Here is a 22,569-nt window from a genome sequence, read left to right as displayed (position 1 = left end):
ACGAGACGCTACGCGAACGCGTCCTTCTCCCAAGGGGAGACGCTAACGCGAACGCGGTTCGTTAAAAAAATTTACTTTGACAAAGAGTTAAGCCTTAACTAAACCGTATTGGTCCCTGATACCTCAACTTTAGACCTAAATGCTGAGAAAATAACTAGCAATGGTTGAAAAAAATAACTCGGAAAAAACACGTAAATCTTTTGAAGAAACTGGTGTCAAATTTGTGCGAGTTCTTTGGTGCGATAATGCCAACATTATCCGTGGCAAAGCCGTACATCTGGGGATGCTAGATCACTACTTTGAGCATGGGGTGGGTATTTCTGTAGGGCAGCAGGGAATTCCTGTGATGTATGATGCAGTTGTGCCAGAAACTGGTTTAGGGCCAGTAGGTGAAATTCGCTTAGTACCAGATTGGTCTAGCCTCAAGCCTTTACCTTATGCTCCTGGTCATGCTCGTGTTATGGGCAATATGGTATTAGATGGTTCTGCTTGGCCATTATGCCCGCGAAATTTCTTGAAGCGGATGATTGCGGCAGCCGAATCTAATGGCTGCCAAGTGCGGGCAGCATTTGAAAATGAGTTTTACTTACTTCGGCAAACACCTGAAGGAATCATTCCTGCCGACTCCACAGTTTTTGCCTCAACTCAGGCAATGGATATTAACCGAGAAGTAATTGATGCGATCGCTGATGCACTGATCGCTCAAGACATACCTGTAGAACAGTATTATCCTGAAGCTGGCCCAGGTCAGCAGGAAATTTCCATACGCTATACCGATGCTTTGCAAGCAGCTGATTGGCAAATTGCTTTTCGAGAAACCGTCAGAGCGATCGCCTACAAGCACAACCTGATCGCTTCCTTCTTACCCAAAATCTTCCCGGATGCGGCTGGTAGTGGTTGTCATATCCATCTCAGCCTTTGGCATGGCGAGAAAAACCTGTTACCTGACCCACAAGGAATCTGTGGTCTTTCTGAGGTAGCATTACAATTTATTGCTGGCATTTTACACCATCTTCCGGCACTGATGGCACTAACTACCCCAAGTACTAATTCTTACCGCCGCCTTCTTCCTCATAGTTGGAGTGGTGCTTTTCGCTGTTGGGGATTAGATAATCGAGAGGCAGCCGTGAGAGTCCCCAGTCACCCTGGTTTGGGCTGTCCAAGCAACTTGGAATTGAAAACTGTGGATGCCTCAGCTAATCCTTACTTAGGTTTAGGTGCAGTGATTGCCGCCGGACTTGATGGTGTGCAGCGTGGTTTAACACCTGGAAACCCGGTGAATCAAGACCCTGGATATTTATCAATTGCAGAACGCAATGCTAATCAAATAGACCGATTACCAGATAATCTGGGGCAAGCGATCGCTCACCTTCAGCAAGACGATATCCTATTAACAGCTTTAAATCCCCAGTTAGCGAAAGCTTTCTTAGCAGTGCGTCAAGCGGAGTGGCAAGCGATGAAAGATTGGGAATTAACGGCAGAAGTGAAAACTTTATTAGAGAAATACTAGCGATTTGATTACCTACCAATGAATCTAGCTGACATTCCTTTAATTGACCAACACGCCCACAACATCTTAAGACCAGAAGTTTTTGCCCAATATCCTTACGCGAGTGCCTTCACTGAGAGCTACGATCCAGAAATCATCAACTACCATGCCCTTCATACGTTCTTTTATCGGCGTAGCTTGCGCGAGATTGCAGCTTTATTAAACTGCGAAGCTGAAGAAGCCGCAATTTTGGCACGGCGGGAAAGTCTAGGGTTAGAAGAACTGACGCAGATTTATTTTCGGGCCGCTAACCTGGAGGCGATTTACTTAGATGATGGTTTGCAGCCAGAAACTATTCTACCGATATCGTGGCATGAAAGGTTTATTCCTGTGCGACGAATTCTGAGGTTAGAAATATTAGCAGAACAGCTAATTCCGCAATCAGAAGATTTTGCAACTTTTCTAACAAGATTCATCAGCGAACTTGATCCACCACCGTTTGGAGTGGTGGCTTTTAAAAGTATTGCCTGTTACCGGAGTGGCTTGGATATTCAACCTGTAGCCAACGAGGTGGCGGCGGCTCACTTTGACCTACTCAAACAACAACTGCAAAATCAACCTCTGCGACTGACTGATAAATCCCTGATTGATTTTCTGTTACAGCAGGCGTTATTAGTAGCAGCTAAATATTGCCTACCAGTGCAATTCCATACTGGCTATGGTGATCCAGACTTGGATTTACGATTGGCTAATCCCCTAAATCTGCGATATTTACTAGAGTTACCCCAGTATCGCCATGTACCATTAGTATTACTACACGCTTCCTATCCTTATATGCAGCAGGCTGGTTATTTGGCTTCTGTATATCCCCAAGTTTATTTAGATTTCGGTTTGGCAATACCTTTTTTAAGCGTGTCTGGGATGCGGGAAGTAATTAGGCAGCTGTTAGAATTAACTCCCACTACTAAATTAATGTATTCTTCTGATGCACACTCAATTCCAGAATTGTACTATTTGGGTGCAAAATGGGGTCGCCAGCTTTTAGGGGAAGTGCTAGAGCAAGCAATTGCAGATTCTGACATTACTGTGACTGAAGCAGAGGCGATCGCTGTCGCAATTTTACGTGAAAATGCCTTAGTTCTCTACCAATCAGCGCCAGGAATAGATAGTAAGCACTAGCATCTAGTATTTCTTACCTGGTTTTCCGCTTAACCGAACCGTATTGCCCCCAGCTTCGCTGTAAATATTGCCCTGTTTTTGGGAACCCTAGATAATAAGGTATCAAAAATTAAGCCCTATGGTCAGCATTCCCGGATATCACGTTAGCGAAGAACTATACAACGGTTCTCGAACTTTAGTTTATCGCGCTAATCGAGAGACTGACCAAAAATCTGTGGTGATTAAGCTGATGAAAACTGCTTATCCCAGTTTCAGCGAATTAGTACAGTTTCGCAACCAGTTCACGATCGCCAAAAATCTAAATCTACCTGGAATCATCCAAACCTACAGCCTGGAACCCTATCAGAATGGCTATGCGTTAGTGATGGAAGACTTTGGGGGAATTTCCCTCAACCAGTGGGAAGGGAGAGGAGAGAATGGGGGGATGGGGGGAACACCACAAGCTCTGATTGAGTTTTTACGAATTGCGATCGCTCTGTGTAATGCCTTAGATATTCTAATTCGTAATCGGATCATTCACAAAGATATTAAACCCGCCAATATTTTAATTAATCCAGAAACTAAAGAAGTTAAGTTAATTGACTTTAGTATTGCATCTCTGCTGCCACGGGAAACTCAAATCTTGATGAGTCCTAATGTCCTAGAAGGGACACTCGCCTATTTGTCTCCAGAGCAAACTGGACGCATGAATCGGGGAATTGATTACCGGACTGATTTTTATTCTCTGGGTGTAACTTTTTACGAGTTACTAACAGGGGAATTACCATTTCAATCGCACGATCCGATGGAATTGGTACATTGTCATATTGCCAAACTCCCGCCTTTAGTAGATGAGATTAATCCGCAAATTGCGCCTGTACTCTCATCTCTTGTCAGTAAATTGATGGCGAAAAATGCCGAAGACCGCTATCAGAGTGCATTCGGGCTGAAATATGATTTAGAAAATTGTTTACATCAGCTAAAAGAAGTGGGGAAAATTGAGAGTTTCTCAATTGCCCAACGGGATGTGTGCGATCGCTTTATTATCCCAGAAAAACTCTATGGTCGTGAGCATGAAGTTGAAACTCTGCTCAAAGCCTTTGACCGCGTTGCTAACAATCAGACGGAACTAATGCTGGTGGCTGGTTTTTCTGGTATTGGTAAAACTGCTTTGGTCAACGAGGTTCACAAACCCATTGTCCGACAGAGGGGCTACTTCATCAAAGGCAAATTTGACCAATTTAATCGTAATATTCCCTTCTTTGCTTTTGTGCAAGCATTTCGGGACTTAATGGGGCAATTACTGAGTGAATCAGATGAGCAATTGTCAACTTGGAAAAATAAAATTTTACAAGTGCTGGGCGATCAGGGGCAAGTCATTCTTGAGGTAATTCCCGAACTAGAACAAATTATTGGTCAACAACCACCTGCAACGGAACTTTCACCCAATGCAGCACAGAATCGCTTTAATTTACTCTTCCAAAAGTTCATTCAGGTATTCACCACAAAAGAACATCCATTAGTAATTTTCCTCGATGATTTGCAGTGGGCTGATTCTACATCACTCAAATTGATGCAGTTGCTGATGAGTGAGTCTGGAAGTGGAGCCTTACTTTTAATTGGAGCCTATCGAGATAATGAAGTTTCTGCTGCTCATCCATTGATGTTGACATTAGATGAAATTGCCAAAGCCAATTCTAGCATTAACAGAATTACATTATCTCCGCTGAGTGAAGCAAGTTTAAATCAACTGGTTGCTGATACCCTAAATTGTTCACTAGAAACTACAGAAATACTCACGCAATTGGTTTATCAGAAAACCAAGGGTAATCCATTTTTTAGTACGCAATTTTTCAAAGCACTGCATCAAGAGCAGCTAATTAAATTTGATTTAGATAGCGGAAGCTGGCAGTGTAATATTGCCGATTTGAAGGCGTTAGCCCTGACAGATGATGTGGTTGATTTTATGGTGTTACAGTTGCAAAAATTGCCAGAATCAACGCAGAATGTTTTGAAATTAGCGGCTTGTATTGGTAATCAATTTGATTTGGCAACATTGGCAATTGTTTCGGAAAATTCCGAAACCGAAACAGCAACATACCTCTGGAAAGTATTACAAGAGGGATTAATCATACCGCAAAATGAAGTTTACAAATTCTATGTCGGGCGGGAAACACAGGATTTAGTAGAAAGTTCGCTAACTGTAAACTATAAATTTTTACACGATCGTGTTCAACAAGCGGCTTATGCGTTAATCCCAGAGTCCAAAAAGCAATCCATCCATCTGCAAATTGGACAACTATTATTAAGCAAAATACCAATTAAAAAGCAGGAAGAGAGAATTTTTGAGATTGTTAATCAGTTGAATATTGGTGTAAAGCTCATCACTCAACAGTCTGACCGAGATCAATTAGCACAATTAAATTTGCTGGCTGGGCAAAAAGCCAAACTATCTACTGCTTATGCTAATACAATAGAATATATCAGTTGCGGGATTCAGCTATTGAGAATAGATAGCTGGCAACAACAATATTCACTCACATTAGCCCTGTATGAAGAAGCTGCTTCGGCAGCCTATCTCATGGGTCAATTTGACCAGGTAGAAGAGTTTGTTAAGCAAGTGCAAGACCATGCTAACCTCTTACTAGATCGGGTGAAATCGATTGAGATCCAAATTCAATCTTATTTAGCTCAGAGTCGTTTTGATGATTCGATTCAAACTGCGATCGCACTGCTAAATCTCTTAGGTATCAAACTATCTCATCAAGAAAATAAAACCCAAACATTTCTTACTTTAGCCAAAACAAAATTACGACTTTTAGGTAAATCTCCTTTAAATTTGATTGATTTACCTGACATGACGGGGAACAAACAACTGGCAGCAATCCGAATTCTAGCTAGTACGAATTCAACGGCTTATATTGGTCGTCCAGATTTACTGCCACAAATAATCTTGAGCGAAGTCAATTTATCCATGCATTACGGGAATGCGGCAGCATCTGCATTTGGCTATGCCTGGTATGGATTGATTGAGTGTGGGATGCTGGGAAATATTCAGACAGGTTATGAATTTGGTCAATTAGCATTACAAGTTCTGGAAAAATTCAATAGCAAAGAATTCAAAGCTAGAACCTTCTTCATTGTTCAAACATTTATTAATCACTGGCATGAACCCCTTCAAGACACAATTGCACCCTTAATCGAAGCCTATCAAGTAGGGTTAGAAACAGGAGATATTGAATATGCTGCTTGGGCTAGCTATGTCCTTAGTTTTCATGGATACTTTATCGGGCAGGAATTGGTGGAGTTAGAAAAACAGATGGGTGACTATGCTGAAGTCTACAGCCATTTTAGACAAGAAAAACCTCTGACGTATACTAATTCATTTCGTCAAGCCGTCTTGAATTTGTTGGAACCGTCTACTAATCCCAGTTACTTATCAGGTGCTGTTTATGATGCCCAAACTATTCGCCCATTACAAAAGCAAGCAGGCGATCGCACTGGATTGAGCTTTAGCTATGCCAATGAACTGATACTTTGCTACCTGTTTGAAAATTATACCGCAGCATCTGAAGCAGCAATTAATGCAATAACCTATTTAGATGGCGTAACATCGGCGGCAGTTGTACCAATAGTTTATTTTTATGAGGCGCTAACTCAACTGATTCTCTATCCAACAGCAACGGCTACGGAGCAAAAACAGATTCTTAAAAAAGTAACGTCTCATCAGAAAAGGCTGAAAAAATGGGCGCATCATGCCCCAACGAATCATCAACACAAATTTTACTTAGTCGAAGCAGAACGTCATCGGATTTTGCTACAAAAAAACAAAGCAATGGAATTCTACGATCGCGCCATTTCCCTTGCTAAAGAAAACAAATATATCCAAGAAGAAGCCTTGAGCAATGAACTAGCTGCCAAGTTCTACCTTGAGTGGGGCAAAGAAAAAATTGCTCAAGCTTACATGCAAGAAGCTTATTATTGCTATGCCCGTTGGGGCGCTAAAGCCAAAACCGAGGACTTAGAAAAACGCTATCCTCAACTCCTAGCTCCCATCTTAGAAGGGCAAATTAATCGCTTTCAACTGAGTTCAACCGTCGATACATTATCATTACCAAATCAAACCATCCACACAAACCTTTCTAGCACCAATATTTATGAAGCTCTTGATTTGGCCACGATCTTTAAAGCCTCACAAGCTCTCTCCAGTGAGATTCAATTAGAGCAATTACTCACTATTCTTTTGCAAGTGGTGATGGAAAATGCTGGCGCACAAAAAGCTGCGCTGCTTGTACTCCAACAGGACAACTTAGTGGTTAAAGCTGTAGCTACTATTAATGAAGGAGTCACTCTGGTATCTGTACCATTGTCAACCAGCGAAGGCATTCCGATTACACTAGTAAACTCTGTCAAACGCAGCTTAAAAACTGTTGTGCTGGATGATGCAAGAGTACAAACTGATTTTATCGCCGACCCATATTTCATGCAGCAAGAACCTAAGAGTGTGTTGTGTATGCCGATGTTAAATCAGGGTAAACTCATCGGGCTGTTATATCTAGAAAATCCACTAACAATTGGTGCATTTACTCGCGATCGCATTGAAGTTATCCAACTGCTATGCACCCAAGCCGCCATCTCTCTAGAAAATGCTCGTCTTTATCAAGAATCTCAAAATTATGGGCAACAGTTAGAGGGATCGCTGCAAGAACTTGAGGACACCCAACTACAAATGGTGCAAAATGAAAAAATGGCAACCTTGGGCAGTTTGGTTGCAGGTGTGGCACATGAAATTAATAATCCCATCGGATTTTTGAAAGGCAGCATCAACAATGCCGAAGAGTATACTCAAGACTTACTCGCCCATATCCAATGCTACCAACAACATTATCCCACTCCTGCGATCGCAGTCATCGAGCATGGCGAAAAAATTGATCTAGAATTCTTAACTGACGACTTACCAAAGCTATTAAGTTCGATGAAGATGGCAAGCAATCGGATTGAAGACATTAGTACCAGCCTCCGCACCTTCTCCAGAGCCGATACAGCCGAAAAAGTTGCTTGTAATCTCCATGAAGGGATTGAGAGTACCCTGTTGATTTTGAAGTATCGCCTCAAAGCTAACGAAAGACGTCCAGCGATCGAAGTGATTACCAAATATGGAAATTTACCACCTGTCAAGTGCTTTTTGGGACAGCTAAATCAAGTATTTATGAACATCCTCGCTAATGCAATTGATGCCTTGGATACATCCACTCAGGAGCGTTCTTTTGCCAAAGTGCAAGCCGATCATCAACAAATACTGATTCACACCGAAGTATCCAGTGACCAAAACACGGTAGCAATTCGCATCAGAGATAACGGTCAGGGAATGCCAGAGGAGATTAGATCGCGGATCTTTAACCACCTGTTTACAACTAAAGAGGTGGGGAAAGGAACGGGATTAGGATTAGCGATCGCTCGTCAAATTGTCGAGGAAACCCACGATGGGCGGTTGAGTTGTAATTCTGTGCTTGGTGAAGGAACAGAATTTGTCATTGAGATTCCAGTATCTTAATGGCTAATACTCCGATTTCAAGAAGTACGGATTTGAGACTTACTCCCCAACGCTAGCTCTTAAGGGGCTGTTCTTGTTAGGTCTGTATTCCATGCAATTACAGCAGTTTCCATGTATTTGAACCACATCTTTCGTAGGGACACAGCAATGCTGTGCCCCTACAGCCTGGTCTATTTACTTAAATTTTCTCTGAGATATTTCAGTAATCGACAATACCCGTAATGTAGATTAAATTGTATTAGACTTTAAAATTTAGTATTATGTCCAGTCAAGAAGAAAATTCCAACAAAGCATTGAAGCAAACACAGGCTAGCGGAACAAAGAAGAAGAAGCTACAACCTCCTACAGACATCAGAAAACCAAACAAAACTGAATAAAAAGCTTTATAGTTCATTGTAGAGACTTCAATTAAATTAAGTCTCTATAATTCTGATCAAAAAGAAATCAGCTAATAATTCAGCACCCAGGAATCAAAAGTCAGAATTTAGAAGGAATCCAGTAGAATTGGTATATTGATTCATCAAATGTTCTCCTGATTCTTTGAACTATTCTGACTCCTGAATTCTTCCAAAATCAGCTTATTTATTTTTCACTTGAGTCTTTGCCTGTTCTAAAGCTATTTCTTTGATTGCTTGATACGAATTAACATTTGAATTACCTTCAATAGCTTTAACTGCTAAATCCTGAACTTGTTTGAGAGCAGATTCAAGTTGTTTAGAAAGATTTTGAATCCGCGTCTCTTGATTAGTAATAGTTTGTTCTAGAGATTGCAGTCTTTGTTCATAGAAACGCTTTTGCCCTTCCACTTCCTTAGAATATAAATCTGATTTGACTTTAGCTTGGTAGTGGGCGATGCCTTTGCCTTCTTCTGTAGCTTTCTTTATCGCTGCTTCCTTGTCTTTCGGAAAAGCCTCTACCTTGGCTTTTAATTCTTCAAATTGTTTCTCTCTCTCAGAAATTGCTTTCTCTCGTTCAGCCCACTGTTTTTCTGTTTCTTGTAGTAATTCTTCTAGTTGCTTATATAGTGCTTTCTGCTCTTGTTCGTATTCGCCACTTGCCAGTTGTCGCTGGAGTTCTAAATTATACTTATACTCTGAAGCATCCCGTTGCCGAGTTTTATTCAAGTTTTCATTCCGTTCTTTTATCGCCTGTTGCTGTTCCTCCTGTTCTTTTCCCCAAGTATTCCTTTGCTCTAATATTTCTTGGAATAACACTTCAGAACGCTGGCTATATTCTTCCTGATAAGCTTTGGTATTATCTTCATAAACTTGGATAAGAGTATCCAGGACATTATCAGAAATTTCCAAATTGTGCAACTGTGTCAATTGTTGGATTTCTTCTTCTAAAGTTCGCCTAATTCCTTCTAATTTAGAAGCTTTTGTGGTTAGCTGTTCCGATAATTCATTAGCAGAACTACCAAAACCTAATTGAATCTTCGCCAAGCTTTCAATTGTATTGTTCATCTTTTCTTGGACACTAGAAAGCTGATTCATAACTGTTTTTTGTTCTAATTTAGGCTGTTCTTTAGTTCCAGACTGGTTTTCTTTGCCAACTTCATCGAGTTGCAATTTCAGCGTTGCTTTTTCTTTAGCTAACTCCTCATACGCCTGAAGAATTTCTACTTTAGTATTCTTATCAGTCGGTTTTTTTACCACCACAACAAACCTCCTCTTCAGGAATTAAAAATGATTAAGATGCTACAAACTCATAACTATTTAGGATTAGAACTACCAAAAGCTCTCATCGCTAAGTCTTGTGATTGTTTTAATGCAGTTTGCAATTGAGCAGAAATACCTTCTATTTGCTCAGATTGTTTCTTAATTGTTTCTTCCAGAGATTGAATTTTTAGTTCATAACTCTGTTTATTAGCTTCCCACTCCTTATCAAATAAATCAGCCTCAATTTTAGCTTTTTGGCTTGTTTCTTTAATTGCCTCTTCCCTAGCTTTCTTAACGGCTTCTTCCAGTTCGTTAGGAAATGTAGCTACTTTTTGTTGATAGTCCGCAAAGAGTGGTTGACGTTCAGTGAATATCTTTTCTCGTTCTGTCCAATCTTTCTCTTTATTTTGAGAATTTTCTTGTATCTCCCTTTGTTGTTGGCGTTTTATCGCTTCGTAGCTGTCTGTATTGAGTTTACGAGTAGTTTCTAACTTATACTGAGATTCTTCTTGTTCTTGTTGGCGATCTTTGGCTAATAAATTGTTATATGCTTGGAGTTCTTCCTCATACTCTGCTTGCTCTTTTTGCCATTCTTTCCGCCTGATTGTAATTTCTTTCTCTAGTGCTTCCCTTTTGCTGATAGTATCTTGTTCTAGGGTTTTTAATTTTTCTTGGTGTTCTTGACTTAAAATGTCTAGAGTATCCGCTACAACTCTGATTTGTTGAAACTCTTCTAGGCGTTGAGTTTCAATTTCTATAGCTCGGTTCAATTCATCTAACTTGCAATTTTCCTCAGCTAGTTTTTCAGATAATGCGTTGAGAATACTGCCAAACTCCAATTGTAAATCAGCTAAACCTTTGACAATACTATCAACTGTATATGCAGAAGCTGCTTGCAGAATTTCTTGACTTTTTGCCTTTTCTGCTTCCTCTTGTTTGGTTGCTATTTTAGATTCCAGCTTTTTTCTTTGGATAATAATTTGTTGAAATGCTTGCATTAGTTGTTGTTTGCTGTCCTTGACTCCAACTATACTCATCTTCCAACCCCCTTCAATAGGCAATGATTTATTGGGTAGCAAGCCATACCAAGGACTACCCTATGCAGACATCAGGGTAGCCTTGAAATCAACATTTTTAGCTCAGTGGAAATACCGAAATATTCCAGTCTGACACTTAGTTGGGGTAGGATTTTTCCACACAAGTGTCTTTCTGTTTTTCAGTTATAGTTTACCCTTTGAGATATTTTAGTATTTTTGTACTAGAGTAAATATACCCAACTTTATCTGCTCTTGTCAAGACAATCGTTGATGTAATTGCGTCACATGAAAATATCTTTCCCTATCACCTATCACCTGCTCTTTATTGTTAAAACCTTGCAGCCACAGTGGAATGGCACTAAGAAAAGATATAGCCACTGCCCTGACTGGTTAAGAGCCTCTTTTGAATACATTCCCAGCCGGGAGGCTGGGAACGAGGCTACACAAGCCTTTGGGCTTTACAAGCGTGCCATTACAGCCATAGTGATTTATGATTTAGGCGGGTGCTGTGGCATATATTACTTTTTGTAAAGAAAATCTCAAAGAATTAACCCTTGTAGAAGCGCGGTTGCAGTAAGGCTAGATAATAGACTCAATCATCCTAATTGATACAAGAACAGTCACCGACTTTTGTGATATCAATGTATACCAGTGAATCGACGAAATATTCTGCCAGAACGGACATTGGACAAACCAGCCGTATTCTAGTAGTAGAAGATGAAGAATTAATCCAGGAAATGCTAGCTGTAGCTTTGGAAGAAGAAGGTTATGGGGTGATAACTGCACCCGATGGGCGGTCTGCTCTAGAGTATCTCAAAAGTTTTGAAACCAATTCAGGGGAACTTCCTTTTGATCTGGTCATTCTTGATTTGATGCTGCCTCAAATCAATGGGCTAGATATTTGCCGTTTGTTGCGTCATCAAGGAAACCCAGTACCTATTTTAATGCTCAGTGCTAAGGGTAGTGAAACTGACCGCGTTCTGGGGTTAGAGGTGGGAGCAGATGACTACCTAACTAAACCCTTTAGTATGCGCGAATTAGTGGCTCGTTGTCGCGCTTTACTCCGCCGCCAACGCCTAAGTAATTTACCACAAGTACCAGTATTAAAATTCAAGGATGTCACCTTGAATCCCCAAGAATGTCGGGTGCTGGTTCGTGGTCAAGAGGTGAGTCTTTCCCCTAAAGAGTTTCGCTTGCTGGAACTGTTTATGAGTTACCCTCGTAGGGTATGGTCACGGGAACAATTGCTCGATCAGGTTTGGGGTCCAGATTTCGTCGGCGATAGTAAAACTGTGGATGTTCACATTCGGTGGTTGCGCGAAAAATTAGAGCAAGACCCTAGTCATCCCGAATATATTGTGACTGTACGAGGTTTTGGCTATAGGTTTGGATAATTAGTTTAGATAGTTGTTAGTTTTTAACGGTACGCTATTCATCCCCACCCTCAATGTACTCATACTCTTGGGCATGAATAGCGGGGGATGAGGATTGCATCTGGAATTGATTTAAAACATAAGTAAAAACAAATTCTGGATGCATGACGAGTCCCCAATCATTTTCTTTATTTGTTTTATCAGAATATATGTTTGTGATCAGATAAAGAAACACTGCGTAGGTAGAGTTGAGTGTTACACAAAGTTGTACAAGTCCGTTTATATCCGTCACTTGAGCAGCAAATTCAATTAGCTTAAACTTTTGGGTGTGCTAGATGGTGGTGGAATTATGCTCTGAATAAATCTATTGGGACTTATAAGGAAACAGGCTAAAGAAGTTAAAAGGGTTTGGCGTAGCCTCACAAAGAAATGGTATTACTTTGATTGGTGCAAAATTAGACCTGAGTTCCTATAGCTAGCCGTATTCCCCAGAATAAGATTAAAGTTGCGATCGCAAGCCAGTCACGCCCTTTTAATCGTAAGTCATGCCATTGCACTCGATGCTCATTGGGACTCGTAAAACCCCGCACCATCATTGCATTCGCCATTTGATCAGCTCGTAAGAGCAGATTTTCTAACAGTCTCTCTGCAACTGTCATCCAAACTTTGAATCCTCCTTTTAATCCCAGCTTTTTCCAATTAATTGCCCTTGTCATCACGGAACGAAATAAATTTTGCACTTCTTCTAAAACCAGGGGAATAAAGCGCAAGGACAAGGTTAAAGTTAAACTAATTTCTGTGACAGGCAACTTGAAGCGTCGCAGGGGTTGCATTAAGCTTTCTATGCCAGATGTAATTTCTTCTGGTGCGGTTGTCAGCAGATACAGGTTGGTACTGTAAATCACGGTAAATATAAGTGTACTCAAGCGTACTGCTAAACTCAAGGAGTAGCGAGTCACTTTGACTGGCCCTTTGTGAAATAACACGTAGCTGTATTTTTTTTTCTCAACTACTTGCTCTTGAACAAGATTATTGGAGTTTGATGGCTGGGTTAATATTTGTTCATTAGTTGGCAGGCGTGACTGATAATCTATACCCATTCCATCAGGACTAATGGCTGCGATCGCTAAGACAAAAAATGATAGCATTAATAGCCAACCCATTTGCTGCCGCCATACTCGTCGGGGAATTCTCGCAATCAAGGTGGCAATAATCAACAATACCACCAGCAGCACCCGCCAAAAGTTGTTAGCTAAAATATAGCTTGTTAAAAAGCTCATCAACCAAGCGAACTTGACTCGCGGATCGATTTTATGTAGCCAAGTTTGGGGTTGTTCTAAATAAAGACCAAGTGGCAGCGATCGCAATAAATCCATTTTAGAGTTAGGAGTGAGTAATGAGGAGTTAGGAGTTTTGACTTTAACTCATAACTCTTGTACAGACGCAATTAATCGCATCTCTCTTGTACAGACGCGATTCATCGCGTCTCCTAACTTAATTTGACGCGAGTTGCTCTATTAACATTACCACTTTCGGCATCACGGACTTTTTTACTCCGCCACAGTAAAATAATCGGCGTGCCTTTAAATCCTAGCTGTTGCCGGAATTGCCGTTCAATGTAGCGGCGGTAGTTGTCGTTGAAGCGTTTGGAATCATTCACAAATAGGGCGATGGTTGGTGGTTGGCTACTTACTTGTGTACCATAATAAATCTTGCCCTGACGCCCACCACGAGATGCTGGCGGTGAATGCCAACTCACAGCATCTGTTAAGACTTCGTTAATAACTGATGTGCTGACACGGCGTTTGTGTGATTCAGCCGCCGTTTTCACCAATTCTAGAATTTTTTCTACCCGTTGTCCTGACAAGGCACTCACAAAAATTGTTTCTGCCCATTCGGTAAAATGTAACCGTGATTGCAGAGTTTTTTCGTAGTCGTAGATTGTATAAGAGTCTTTTTCGACGGCATCCCACTTATTAACGACGATAATGCAAGCTCGACCTTCTTCGATAATCCGCCCAGCTAATTTTTGGTCTTGCTCAGTGACTCCATCTACGGCATCTATTACTAATAAAACCACATCAGCGCGGCGAATCGCTTTGAAAGCACGGTTAATACTAAAGAATTCCGTGCCGTATTCTATGTGTTTCTTTTTGCGAATACCGGCGGTGTCAATCAAGCGATAGGTTTGTCCGTCTCGCTCAATGATGGTATCAATAGCATCGCGGGTTGTGCCGGAAATTGGGCTGACAATTGCCCTCTCTTCCCCGACAAAAGAATTGAGTAAGCTCGATTTGCCCACATTTGGGCGTCCCACGATCGCTACTTTGATTTCATTAGTTTCTGGGATGTCTTCAACATTGGGGATGTGATTAATTAACTCGTCGAGTAACTCTCCTGTCCCACTGCCATGAATCGCGGAGATGGCGTAAGGTTCACCCAATCCCAATCCCCAAAATTCGGCAGCTTGCATTAAGCCTTGTTCTGGGGATTCACATTTATTTACAGTTAGTAGCACAGGTACGGGTTGTTGGCGCAACCATTCGGCAATTTCTTGGTCAGCCGATGTGGGGCCTGTTTGACCATCGACTACAAAAAGAGCGGCACATGCTTCTGTAAGCGCTGTCATTGCCTGTTGGCGAATCAGTGGTAAAAATTCGGTATCATCATTAAAGACTAAACCACCAGTGTCTACCACTAAAAATTCACGACCATTCCAGAAAGCTGGTAGATAAGTGCGATCGCGTGTCACTCCCGGTTCATCATGGACAATCGCCGTTTGTTCCCCGGCGAGTCGATTAACCAGGGTGGATTTGCCCACATTTGGGCGTCCGATAATTGCAACAATTGGCAGTGCCATAAAACCAGGGTAAGTGAGAGACGTAGTATATCATGTACTTACATTTTACTCACTTTAAACTTGAAGTTTTAATATTTTCCCAATCATCTGAGGCGATGTCTACCAAGGTCTGTTCGGCGATCGCTATACTTTTAAAAATAAAAAAGGTAGGATTTCCTACCTTTTACCCAAAAAAAGCATTTTGTAACCAAATACCAAATTAAATATCGCACAAGCTTTTGACGTGTCTATTGCAAAACTATGACGAGTGTATGACGTTCAAGAAAACAGAATAAAGGCGTCAGTCCTCAGAATACAGGAAAGGTATTCTGACCGAAAAAGCGGATAGCGCAGTCAGCCTTGTCCGTGAGCGTCTGAATAAACAGGTTTAAGACAAGAGCACCAAATTCAAAATTTGGTGGCGCAACAATCGAGTGGTGGTAACAGAGCTTGTCCTTCTCTACGAGACGCTACGCGTAGCTTGCTTCCCGAAGGGTACGGCAGGCTCAGGGGAACATCATCTGTGAGAGGTTAAGAAAAAGTACATTTTGTCAATCAACTAAAATACTCAAAAATTTTTAAATAAAAATGATAATCGTAGCAGGTGTGGTTCGCACCCTCGCAGACATTTGTGCAATTCTCTTAACCTCTCACGGGTGCTTTGCGGGCAACATGAACAGCAGAAAGAAACTCAAGTTGTACGCTATCTCCAAATTTTTCTAGCTTCTGGCGCAATCCTGCAAATAGTAACTCTTTCGCTGGTGGCTCTAGTCTCCGAAAGGTACTCAAAAGCTTGAGGTAGTTATCAATGCTATAGGTGACTTCGCACGCAGTTTGCTCAACAACCAACTCTTTAAAACAATTGGAGTCTAAAATCTCTTGTTCAAAACCCCTCAAAATCTCCGCTTGAACTTCCGCACCGTCATATCGGGCAAAGGAGGGCGCATAAGCTTGATACACTTCCTCTAGAACTTGGTAAACTTCGTATTTCGGTTCTGGGGTCAGATTCCATAGCAGGATAAGAAAACCGTTATCGCACATTGCCGATGCTGCCTTGGTATATCTAATCTCTGGCGGTATCCAGTGAAAGGCATTAGCAGATAGAACGGCATTGAACTGTTTTGCTTCTAGTTCCCACTCCTCAAATGAAGTATTGCAAATTGTAACTTTTGGATATCGATCGCAGTTGTGTTGTGCCAAACGACAAAAATCCTGGTTTGGCTCAATACACGTCATTGAAAAACCAAATTGAGCAAAAGCCACCGTCGCATTTCCTGGACCACAACCAACTTCAAGAATCGATGCATCTGAGTCAAGTTGGGCTAAAGCGACAGACCGATCAATTAGTTCCTTTGGATAGTTCGCTCTTGCGTTGTAATAAACATCAGCAACGGGAGAATACCAAGTCTTTCGCTGTTCCAAATCTATAGAAGCTCTGGCATTTATTTCTTGTCTAAAGTCTTGCATAAGCTAGGACGTGTCAGCGATGGAGTCCAATTTCATTTTAGAACCAGCAAGGGATCTGTCAAAATTTTTATTCAGGTTATTTTGAGTATTTTAGCTGATTGACAAAAGGCACTTTATCTTAACTTCTCACGAATGGCGCAACACCTGCCCTCAGCTTGTCGTACCCCTACGGGGAAGCAAGCTACGCTCAGCGTTTCTAAGAGTTGAGTCGAAGTGTGGGTCTAAATCCCCCACTCATTGATTCTGACTTCTGAATCCTGACTCCTGAATTCTAGTTTAATTTGTAATTGATTTCGCTATTCCTGCCAGTTGCAACCCAGGCGGATAGCTACCTTCTTCTTTGATCCGCTTAATTTCGGCATCCGTTATTCGCAAATTTAACTTTTGTGCTAGCGATCGCACAATATCTCCCCGATCAATTACACCAGCTACAGCGCCAGCCGGAGAAAGTACGGTAATTCGAGGTAACTGCTCATTTTCTAGCTTGTTAATTACCTCAGCTATCAATGTTGATTCCGCAACGGTAGGTATTTCTGTCAGGGGATGCACAATGCTGTGTAAAGTTTCGGTTTCCCATTGATTCCTTTGGGTTAAACGAAAATCGTCAATGGAAACTAGACCCCGATAACGTCCATCAGAAGCAGCAAAATAAACCTGCGAGGGAGCGGTTTCCAACAGGTATAAATCGGCAAAAGAGCGTAATGTCTGGTCAGCATCAATTACCCGAAAGTCACGCGTCATTGCATCAGCCGCCGTTACCTTGAGTAGACTTTCTTGCAATGTAGTCATGCTGTCATAGCTGTTGGCGTTGCGGACAGCAAACCAACCTAACAGCGCCATCCACAAACCAACTACTAACTCTCTGGTCAAGAAATCTACAACAAATCCTGAAGCGATCGCACCATAACCCAAAATTTGTCCCGCCTTTGCAGCCCAGTGTACAGCTTTAAAGCGATTACCTGTTATTTGCCATAGTGCTGCTTTTAACACTTGACCTCCATCTAGAGGTAAGCCGGGAATCAGGTTAAATAGAGCCACAACTAGGTTAATTCTCGCCAAATCTCCAACCATTACACTGAGAGGATTAGTCTCAGGTATCACAATAGCTACTAGCCGGAGCAGGAAAAATAGTATGATACTGACCAAAGGCCCAGCGATCGCTACTTGAAAGGCTTTGAAAGGAGTTTTAGATTCTTCTTCAATAGCAGCAATCCCGCCAAACAGAAATAGGGTTATTGAATTAACTTTAATGCCTTGCGATCGGGCTACCAAGCTATGACCCAACTCATGTAACAATACCGAACCAAATAGCAGCAGTGCCATAACTATTCCAGCACTCCAAGCTATAACAGTCCCCCATTCTTGATAAGCTACCCCAAAGTTGAGAGTTGCCAACCCTAAAATTACAAACCACAACGGGTCTAAAAACAGGGGAATTCCAAATAAAGACCCAATTTTCCAATTTGTTTGCATTGCATTGTCCTAAAACTAGATATCATCAGTAGTTTTTATACTGGAATAATTGCGTATATACTTAAGCATATATTTCTGAGCATCAATTCGGTAGTGACAAGTTAGGAAATGCTCTTATTTCTAAGATAGACAATTAATGCCTGTAAGCAAAACTCTGGAGTGGGGCATTGGGCATTGGGCATTGGGCATTGGGCATAAGTTATTTATTCCCAATGCCCAAAATCGTTTTTAGGAGTTTTGTCTTGATCGTGGCGTTACAACCAACGCCTCTCTCATCGCAAAACTACAGACGACCGATGTTAGTCAGTCCTAAAACGATGCCAATGCCAATAATATGACCAAAAGCCATCGCAGCCACGAATGTTGGAATACTAATCGGCAGAATCGGGAACTTGGGGCCAACTAGGGGTTTTTCAATCTTAGTACTTAGCAAAACCACTACTAAGCTGCTGACGCTGATGATGATCGCCACTGTGGGATTCCACGCAGGTGTTGCGGGAACAGATGCAGCAGCTGCTAGTAAAATAGAGGAAATCAAGCTTTTGTCTCCTAAATGGAAAAGTTAATCTAGACCTACAAAATTATAAAATTACAAGGCCGCAAAAGTTTTTTAGATAGTTTAGACTTTTGTGATGATTATTTTAAATTTGTGAGATTTTCATGCGCGTTAAGATTTGCGGCATCACTCAACCACAGCAGTCTATAGCGATCGCCTCTCTGGGCGCAACGGCACTAGGATTTATTTGTGTGCCAACCTCACCTCGCTACGTAACTACATCCCAAATTCGGGCAGCAGTGGCAGAACTCCCGGCAAATATTGACACAATTGGTGTTTTTGCCAACGCGAGTATTCCCGAAATCAGTCAGATAGTTGTTGATTCTGGATTGACTGGCGTCCAGTTACACGGAGAAGAATCACCAGATTTTTGCTACCAGTTACGTCAAGTTTTACCTAATGTCGAAATTATTAAAGCACTGAGAATTCGTAGTCTTGAGCATCTTGACACAGCGATCGATTATATTAAATACATAGATACTTTACTACTTGATGCCTACCATCCCCAACAACTTGGTGGTACAGGCAAAACCTTAGATTGGAGAATGCTAGAGCAATTTAACCCCAATTGCTCTTGGTTTTTAGCTGGGGGATTAACAGCAGATAATATTCTAGAAGCTTTAAGTCAGGTTAATCCTAGCGGCGTTGATTTATCTAGTGGTGTGGAACATTCACCTGGAGATAAGGATTTAGATAAAGTAGCCAAGTTGTTTAAGAAATTGGGGAGTAGGGAGTGGGGAGTGGGGAGTAGGGGAAGATGAGGAAGGGACAGCAAACAAATAATTAATTATTATTCCCCCTCATCCCCCTCATCCCCCCATCCCCCCATTTCTTAAAAAAATGCTGGTTGGTGGCGAATCAAGTTAAAAAATTCTTCGCGGGTTTTATGATCCTCTTGGAACACACCAACCATTGCGCTAGTGACAGTCCAAGAACCTGGTTTCTGCACACCTCGCATCACCATGCACATATGGCTAGCTTCCATCACTACTGCAACACCTTGAGGTTCCAGAATGGTCTGAATTGCTTCGGCAATTTGACGGGTTAACCTCTCCTGCACTTGCAAACGACGGGAATACATCTCAACAATGCGGGCTAACTTACTCAGTCCCACAACTTTTTGGTTGGGGATATAAGCAACGTGCGCTCTACCCATAAATGGCAGCATATGGTGTTCGCACAGACTAAAGAAATTAATATCTCTAACTAGTACCATCTCGTTATGCCCTTCATCAAAGATGGCATCGTTAACGAGTTCTTCAAGGGATTGGTTGTAGCCACTGGTAAGAAACCGCATTGCCTCGGCCACTCGCTTGGGTGTTTTGAGGAGTCCTTCGCGTTCGGGGTCTTCGCCAACTCCCAATATTAGTGTCCGCACGGCATCCTTCATTTCCTCCATCTGTTCCTCTGTTGGCGGGAACACATCCACTTGTCGCCCGTTATGAGTATTGCGATCGGGTCTAGGAGTTATGGCTTCTGCCAAGTCGGGAATCAGAGGCGATTGAGAGCAATTGGAACCGTTTGAACTAGCGATAGTCATGATTCAGTCTTGGTTATGGTTTGAATTTAGTTATGAGTTATGAGTTATGAGTTAAAAATTCTAACTCATAACTTTTAATTCCTAACTCCTAACTTTGCGATTAGAGTGCGCCAGCACTGGGCATTATGGTCAATTCATCAATAACTGCCTGTTGTGGTAACAGAACTGTGTAGAGAATTGACTGAGCCACAATTTCCGGGGTTAACATTTTGGAACGGTCTAAGTCGGCATGTACTGTTTCTGTGTCCCAAAGTTCGGTATTGACTGCGCCCGGGCAGATAGCTGTGACACGAATGCCGTGTGTGCGTTCTTCTTGTGCCAGGGTTTGAGAGAGGGCAATCAAACCAGCTTTGCTGACGCTGTATGCTCCCCAACCGGGAAAGGGTTGCTTGGCGGCAATTGAGGCGACGTTGATAATTGTGCCTGTGCCCCGATCGCGCATTGAAGGTAAAATCCCCCCAATGCACTGAAACACACTGGTAAGATTCAAGTCAATTACCTGCTGCCAGTCCTCTAGGGGAGTTTCGCTCAAAGTAGCTGTATAGGCTATGCCAGCATTGTTTACCAGAATATCTATATCACCAAAGTCAAGGGCGATCGCTTGGATCTTTTCTTTTACTTCGGATATCCGTGCTAAATCTACAGCGTAAGCTTTCGCTTCCACCCCAGTATGCTCGACTGCTTGTTTTACCGCCTCCAACTTATCCCCAGAACGGCTGACTAAGGCGACATCTATTCCCGCTTTCGCAAAGGCTAAAGCCGTTGCTTTCCCGATTCCACTACTTGCCCCAGTAATCAGGGCGCGTCGTTTTTGCTCAACACTCATGGTGTCTCCCAATTTTTTGGCATGTTCCCAAAGCCTATTACCATCCAATTATTCACACTTATCGGTTTGGATAGATTAAAGGAATCTAAAAATCTGATGATTTGCATTAAGCAACTGCTATAATTCAGTGCAACAGTTGGCGTATTGTGGGTTTTATCCAGTAAAGACAACAAATTATCGCCTGGAAAACCACGCCGCACACTCAAATTAAATTACTTAAAAATACAAAACCCACTCAATCAAATTGAGTAGATTTGCCGAACATGCAAATGCCTATGGCTAGATTGTTAAAAATCTTTAAGCACATAGGCAATTATAGCATTGCTGCTTTGCTAATCAATCATTATAAAAAACTCCATCCCCTTGTGGGTGGAGTTTTTGGGTATGGCGAATCGGGTATGGGGCATGGCAAAGAAGTTGCTTTCTTCCCAATGCCCCAAGGGTTGGGGGGAGCAACCTCGACCACCCACTCAAGGGAATTGAGTTTACCGCCGATTTCAATGAAGTGCTGTTAGTGGGCAACTTCTGTAAAAACACCAATTTTGCGGAATTTTTCATAGCGCAGTTGGCGGCGTTCTGGAGCGGTTAAACGATTGAGTTCGTCCAAATTTTCTAGCAGCACTTGCTTGAGAGTGGTGGCGGCTTTTAATGGGTCAGAATGAGCGCCACCAGTGGGTTCAGGTAGTATTTGGTCGATAATTCCCAACTTTTTCAGGTCGTGGGAAATAATTTTCAGAGCAACGGCGGCTTGGGGAGCCTTAGCAGCATCTTTCCACAAAATGGCGGCGCAGGCTTCGGGAGTAGCGACAGTATAAACGGAGTGTTCAAACATGAGTAGGCGATCGCCTACGCCAATACCGAGTGCGCCACCGGAACCACCTTCACCAATGACTGTGCAGATAATTGGCACATCTAAGCAGAACATTTCTCGCAAGTTGTAAGCGATCGCTTCTCCTTGACCTTGGTGTTCTGCTTCTACCCCAGACCAAGCTCCTGGCGTGTCGATAAAAGTTAATATCGGCATACTAAACTTGTTGGCGTGTTCCATCAACCGCATCGCCTTGCGGTAGCCGCCAGGGTAAGGCATTCCAAAGTTACGGGCAATATTGTCTTTAGTATCACGACCTTTTTGATGACCCAACATCACCACAGGTTGCCCACTCAGACGACCGACACCACCAACTAAAGCCGGATCGTCACCACCAGTGCGATCGCCATGCAATTCCATCCATTCATCACTGATAGCCTGAATGTAATCGAGAGTACTGGGGCGACGCGGATGACGAGCGACTTGCAATCGCTGGGACGGGGATAGACTAGTGAAAATTTCCTCACGTAGCTGCATGGCGCGTGCTTCTAGTTGACGAATTTGACCAGAAACATCGACGCCATTTTCTTCTGCAAGTTGCCGAATTTGATCAATTCGGGTTGCGAGTTCTGCTAGGGGTTTTTCAAAATCTAACAGTAGCGGTTTACGCTCGGTAGTTGCCATCGTAGGGGTTATCAATTACGAGTTATAAGTTATCTATCCTTTGTCCTTTGTCCTTTGTCAGTTGTCCTTAGTCATTTGTTATTTGCAAATGACTAATGACTAATGAC

17 protein-coding genes and 1 pseudogene are annotated in these 22,569 nt (G+C 42.2%); 7 read left to right on the top strand and 11 right to left on the bottom strand.

Annotated elements, in window-relative coordinates; translation table 11 throughout:
- Window positions 1-160: 160 nt before the first annotated feature.
- From V7L05_RS02935 to V7L05_RS02925, 3 genes are all read left to right on the top strand, one after another.
- Window positions 161-1,510, top strand: a complete 1,350-nt coding sequence (locus V7L05_RS02935) for a glutamine synthetase family protein (protein ID WP_335161645.1) — start codon at window positions 161-163, stop codon at window positions 1,508-1,510.
- Window positions 1,511-1,528: 18 nt separating this feature from the next.
- Window positions 1,529-2,668: an amidohydrolase family protein gene (locus V7L05_RS02930; RefSeq protein ID WP_335161643.1), complete on the top strand. Its 1,140-nt coding sequence runs from the start codon at window positions 1,529-1,531 to the stop codon at window positions 2,666-2,668.
- A gap of 118 nt (window positions 2,669-2,786) precedes the next feature.
- Complete coding sequence (locus V7L05_RS02925; RefSeq protein WP_335161641.1) at window positions 2,787-8,201, top strand: trifunctional serine/threonine-protein kinase/ATP-binding protein/sensor histidine kinase; 5,415 nt, start codon at window positions 2,787-2,789, stop codon at window positions 8,199-8,201.
- Between the two features lie 578 nt (window positions 8,202-8,779).
- Here the strand turns inward: V7L05_RS02925 and V7L05_RS02920 are convergent.
- Together V7L05_RS02920 and V7L05_RS02915 are read right to left on the bottom strand one after the other, a co-directional pair.
- On the bottom strand, window positions 8,780-9,859 hold the full coding sequence (locus tag V7L05_RS02920; protein ID WP_335161639.1) for a hypothetical protein: 1,080 nt from the start codon (window positions 9,857-9,859) through the stop codon (window positions 8,780-8,782).
- Window positions 9,860-9,912: 53 nt separating this feature from the next.
- Window positions 9,913-10,896: a hypothetical protein gene (locus V7L05_RS02915; RefSeq protein WP_335161637.1), complete on the bottom strand. Its 984-nt coding sequence runs from the start codon at window positions 10,894-10,896 to the stop codon at window positions 9,913-9,915.
- Between the two features lie 641 nt (window positions 10,897-11,537).
- On the opposite strand from V7L05_RS02915, the gene V7L05_RS02910 reads away from it, so the two are divergent.
- Complete coding sequence (locus tag V7L05_RS02910) at window positions 11,538-12,290, top strand: response regulator transcription factor (RefSeq protein WP_335161635.1); 753 nt, start codon at window positions 11,538-11,540, stop codon at window positions 12,288-12,290.
- A 34-nt stretch (window positions 12,291-12,324) separates the two neighbouring features.
- On the opposite strand, the gene V7L05_RS02905 is transcribed toward V7L05_RS02910, so the two are convergent.
- Window positions 12,325-12,561, bottom strand: a complete 237-nt coding sequence (locus tag V7L05_RS02905) for a hypothetical protein (protein ID WP_335161852.1) — start codon at window positions 12,559-12,561, stop codon at window positions 12,325-12,327.
- On the opposite strand from V7L05_RS02905, the pseudogene V7L05_RS02900 reads away from it, so the two are divergent.
- Window positions 12,522-12,659: pseudogene (locus V7L05_RS02900) on the top strand (helix-turn-helix domain-containing protein); the annotation flags it as partial. The gene V7L05_RS02905 and the pseudogene V7L05_RS02900 sit on opposite strands and share 40 nt — an antisense overlap.
- Before the next feature lie 65 nt (window positions 12,660-12,724).
- On the opposite strand, the gene V7L05_RS02895 reads toward V7L05_RS02900, so the two are convergent.
- The 5 genes from V7L05_RS02895 to psaK all read right to left on the bottom strand — a co-directional run bounded on the left by V7L05_RS02895 (window position 12,725) and on the right by psaK (window position 18,586).
- Complete coding sequence (locus V7L05_RS02895) at window positions 12,725-13,645, bottom strand: energy-coupling factor transporter transmembrane component T family protein (protein ID WP_335161633.1); 921 nt, start codon at window positions 13,643-13,645, stop codon at window positions 12,725-12,727.
- A 113-nt stretch (window positions 13,646-13,758) separates the two neighbouring features.
- Window positions 13,759-15,129, bottom strand: a complete 1,371-nt coding sequence (der, locus tag V7L05_RS02890; RefSeq protein ID WP_335161631.1) for a ribosome biogenesis GTPase Der — start codon at window positions 15,127-15,129, stop codon at window positions 13,759-13,761.
- A gap of 621 nt (window positions 15,130-15,750) precedes the next feature.
- Window positions 15,751-16,575 (bottom strand): class I SAM-dependent methyltransferase, encoded by an 825-nt coding sequence (locus V7L05_RS02885; protein ID WP_335161629.1) that lies wholly within the window; start codon window positions 16,573-16,575, stop codon window positions 15,751-15,753.
- 276 nt (window positions 16,576-16,851) lie between these two features.
- Window positions 16,852-18,048, bottom strand: coding sequence for a site-2 protease family protein (locus tag V7L05_RS02880; RefSeq protein ID WP_335161627.1), 1,197 nt, complete (start codon window positions 18,046-18,048; stop codon window positions 16,852-16,854).
- 283 nt (window positions 18,049-18,331) lie between these two features.
- A complete protein-coding gene (gene psaK, locus V7L05_RS02875; RefSeq protein ID WP_335161625.1) occupies window positions 18,332-18,586 on the bottom strand; it encodes a photosystem I reaction center subunit PsaK in 255 nt (84 codons plus the stop codon).
- Between the two features lie 122 nt (window positions 18,587-18,708).
- Here psaK and V7L05_RS02870 point away from each other — a divergent pair, with 122 nt between their 5' ends.
- A complete protein-coding gene (locus V7L05_RS02870; RefSeq protein WP_335161623.1) occupies window positions 18,709-19,365 on the top strand; it encodes a phosphoribosylanthranilate isomerase in 657 nt (218 codons plus the stop codon).
- A gap of 71 nt (window positions 19,366-19,436) precedes the next feature.
- Here V7L05_RS02870 and folE read toward each other — a convergent pair whose 3' ends face one another.
- Both folE and V7L05_RS02860 read right to left on the bottom strand, forming a co-directional pair.
- Window positions 19,437-20,144 carry a GTP cyclohydrolase I FolE gene (gene folE, locus V7L05_RS02865; protein WP_335161622.1) on the bottom strand — a complete coding sequence of 236 codons (708 nt, stop codon included), beginning with the start codon at window positions 20,142-20,144 and terminating at the stop codon, window positions 19,437-19,439.
- Window positions 20,145-20,244: 100 nt separating this feature from the next.
- Window positions 20,245-20,970: an SDR family oxidoreductase gene (locus V7L05_RS02860; protein ID WP_335161620.1), complete on the bottom strand. Its 726-nt coding sequence runs from the start codon at window positions 20,968-20,970 to the stop codon at window positions 20,245-20,247.
- A 275-nt stretch (window positions 20,971-21,245) separates the two neighbouring features.
- On the opposite strand from V7L05_RS02860, the gene V7L05_RS02855 reads away from it, so the two are divergent.
- Window positions 21,246-21,485: a hypothetical protein gene (locus tag V7L05_RS02855; protein ID WP_335161618.1), complete on the top strand. Its 240-nt coding sequence runs from the start codon at window positions 21,246-21,248 to the stop codon at window positions 21,483-21,485.
- Here V7L05_RS02855 and V7L05_RS02850 read toward each other — a convergent pair.
- A complete protein-coding gene (locus tag V7L05_RS02850) occupies window positions 21,482-22,462 on the bottom strand; it encodes an acetyl-CoA carboxylase carboxyltransferase subunit alpha (RefSeq protein ID WP_334786046.1) in 981 nt (326 codons plus the stop codon). The genes V7L05_RS02855 and V7L05_RS02850 overlap by 4 nt on opposite strands.
- Between the last annotated feature and the right edge of the window lie 107 nt (window positions 22,463-22,569).

The sequence above is a fragment of the Nostoc sp. genome, assembly GCF_036917755.1.
GTDB lineage: Bacteria > Cyanobacteriota > Cyanobacteriia > Cyanobacteriales > Nostocaceae > Nostoc.
This window is presented reverse-complemented; position numbering and strand designations above follow the sequence as displayed.

Excerpts from the sequence above, each read along its gene's own strand:
- V7L05_RS02935 (WP_335161645.1), top strand. The coding sequence starts at position 161 with ATGGTTGAAAAAAATAACTCGGAAAAAACACGTAAATCTTTTGAAGAA.
- V7L05_RS02930 (WP_335161643.1), top strand. The coding sequence starts at position 1,529 with ATGAATCTAGCTGACATTCCTTTAATTGACCAACACGCCCACAACATC.
- V7L05_RS02925 (WP_335161641.1), top strand. The coding sequence starts at position 2,787 with ATGGTCAGCATTCCCGGATATCACGTTAGCGAAGAACTATACAACGGT.
- V7L05_RS02915 (WP_335161637.1), bottom strand. The coding sequence starts at position 10,896 with ATGAGTATAGTTGGAGTCAAGGACAGCAAACAACAACTAATGCAAGCA.
- V7L05_RS02910 (WP_335161635.1), top strand. The coding sequence starts at position 11,538 with ATGTATACCAGTGAATCGACGAAATATTCTGCCAGAACGGACATTGGA.
- V7L05_RS02895 (WP_335161633.1), bottom strand. The coding sequence starts at position 13,645 with ATGGATTTATTGCGATCGCTGCCACTTGGTCTTTATTTAGAACAACCC.
- der (WP_335161631.1), bottom strand. The coding sequence starts at position 15,129 with ATGGCACTGCCAATTGTTGCAATTATCGGACGCCCAAATGTGGGCAAA.
- V7L05_RS02885 (WP_335161629.1), bottom strand. The coding sequence starts at position 16,575 with ATGCAAGACTTTAGACAAGAAATAAATGCCAGAGCTTCTATAGATTTG.
- V7L05_RS02880 (WP_335161627.1), bottom strand. The coding sequence starts at position 18,048 with ATGCAAACAAATTGGAAAATTGGGTCTTTATTTGGAATTCCCCTGTTT.
- V7L05_RS02870 (WP_335161623.1), top strand. The coding sequence starts at position 18,709 with ATGCGCGTTAAGATTTGCGGCATCACTCAACCACAGCAGTCTATAGCG.
- folE (WP_335161622.1), bottom strand. The coding sequence starts at position 20,144 with ATGACTATCGCTAGTTCAAACGGTTCCAATTGCTCTCAATCGCCTCTG.
- V7L05_RS02860 (WP_335161620.1), bottom strand. The coding sequence starts at position 20,970 with ATGAGTGTTGAGCAAAAACGACGCGCCCTGATTACTGGGGCAAGTAGT.
- V7L05_RS02855 (WP_335161618.1), top strand. The coding sequence starts at position 21,246 with ATGGCTAGATTGTTAAAAATCTTTAAGCACATAGGCAATTATAGCATT.
- V7L05_RS02850 (WP_334786046.1), bottom strand. The coding sequence starts at position 22,462 with ATGGCAACTACCGAGCGTAAACCGCTACTGTTAGATTTTGAAAAACCC.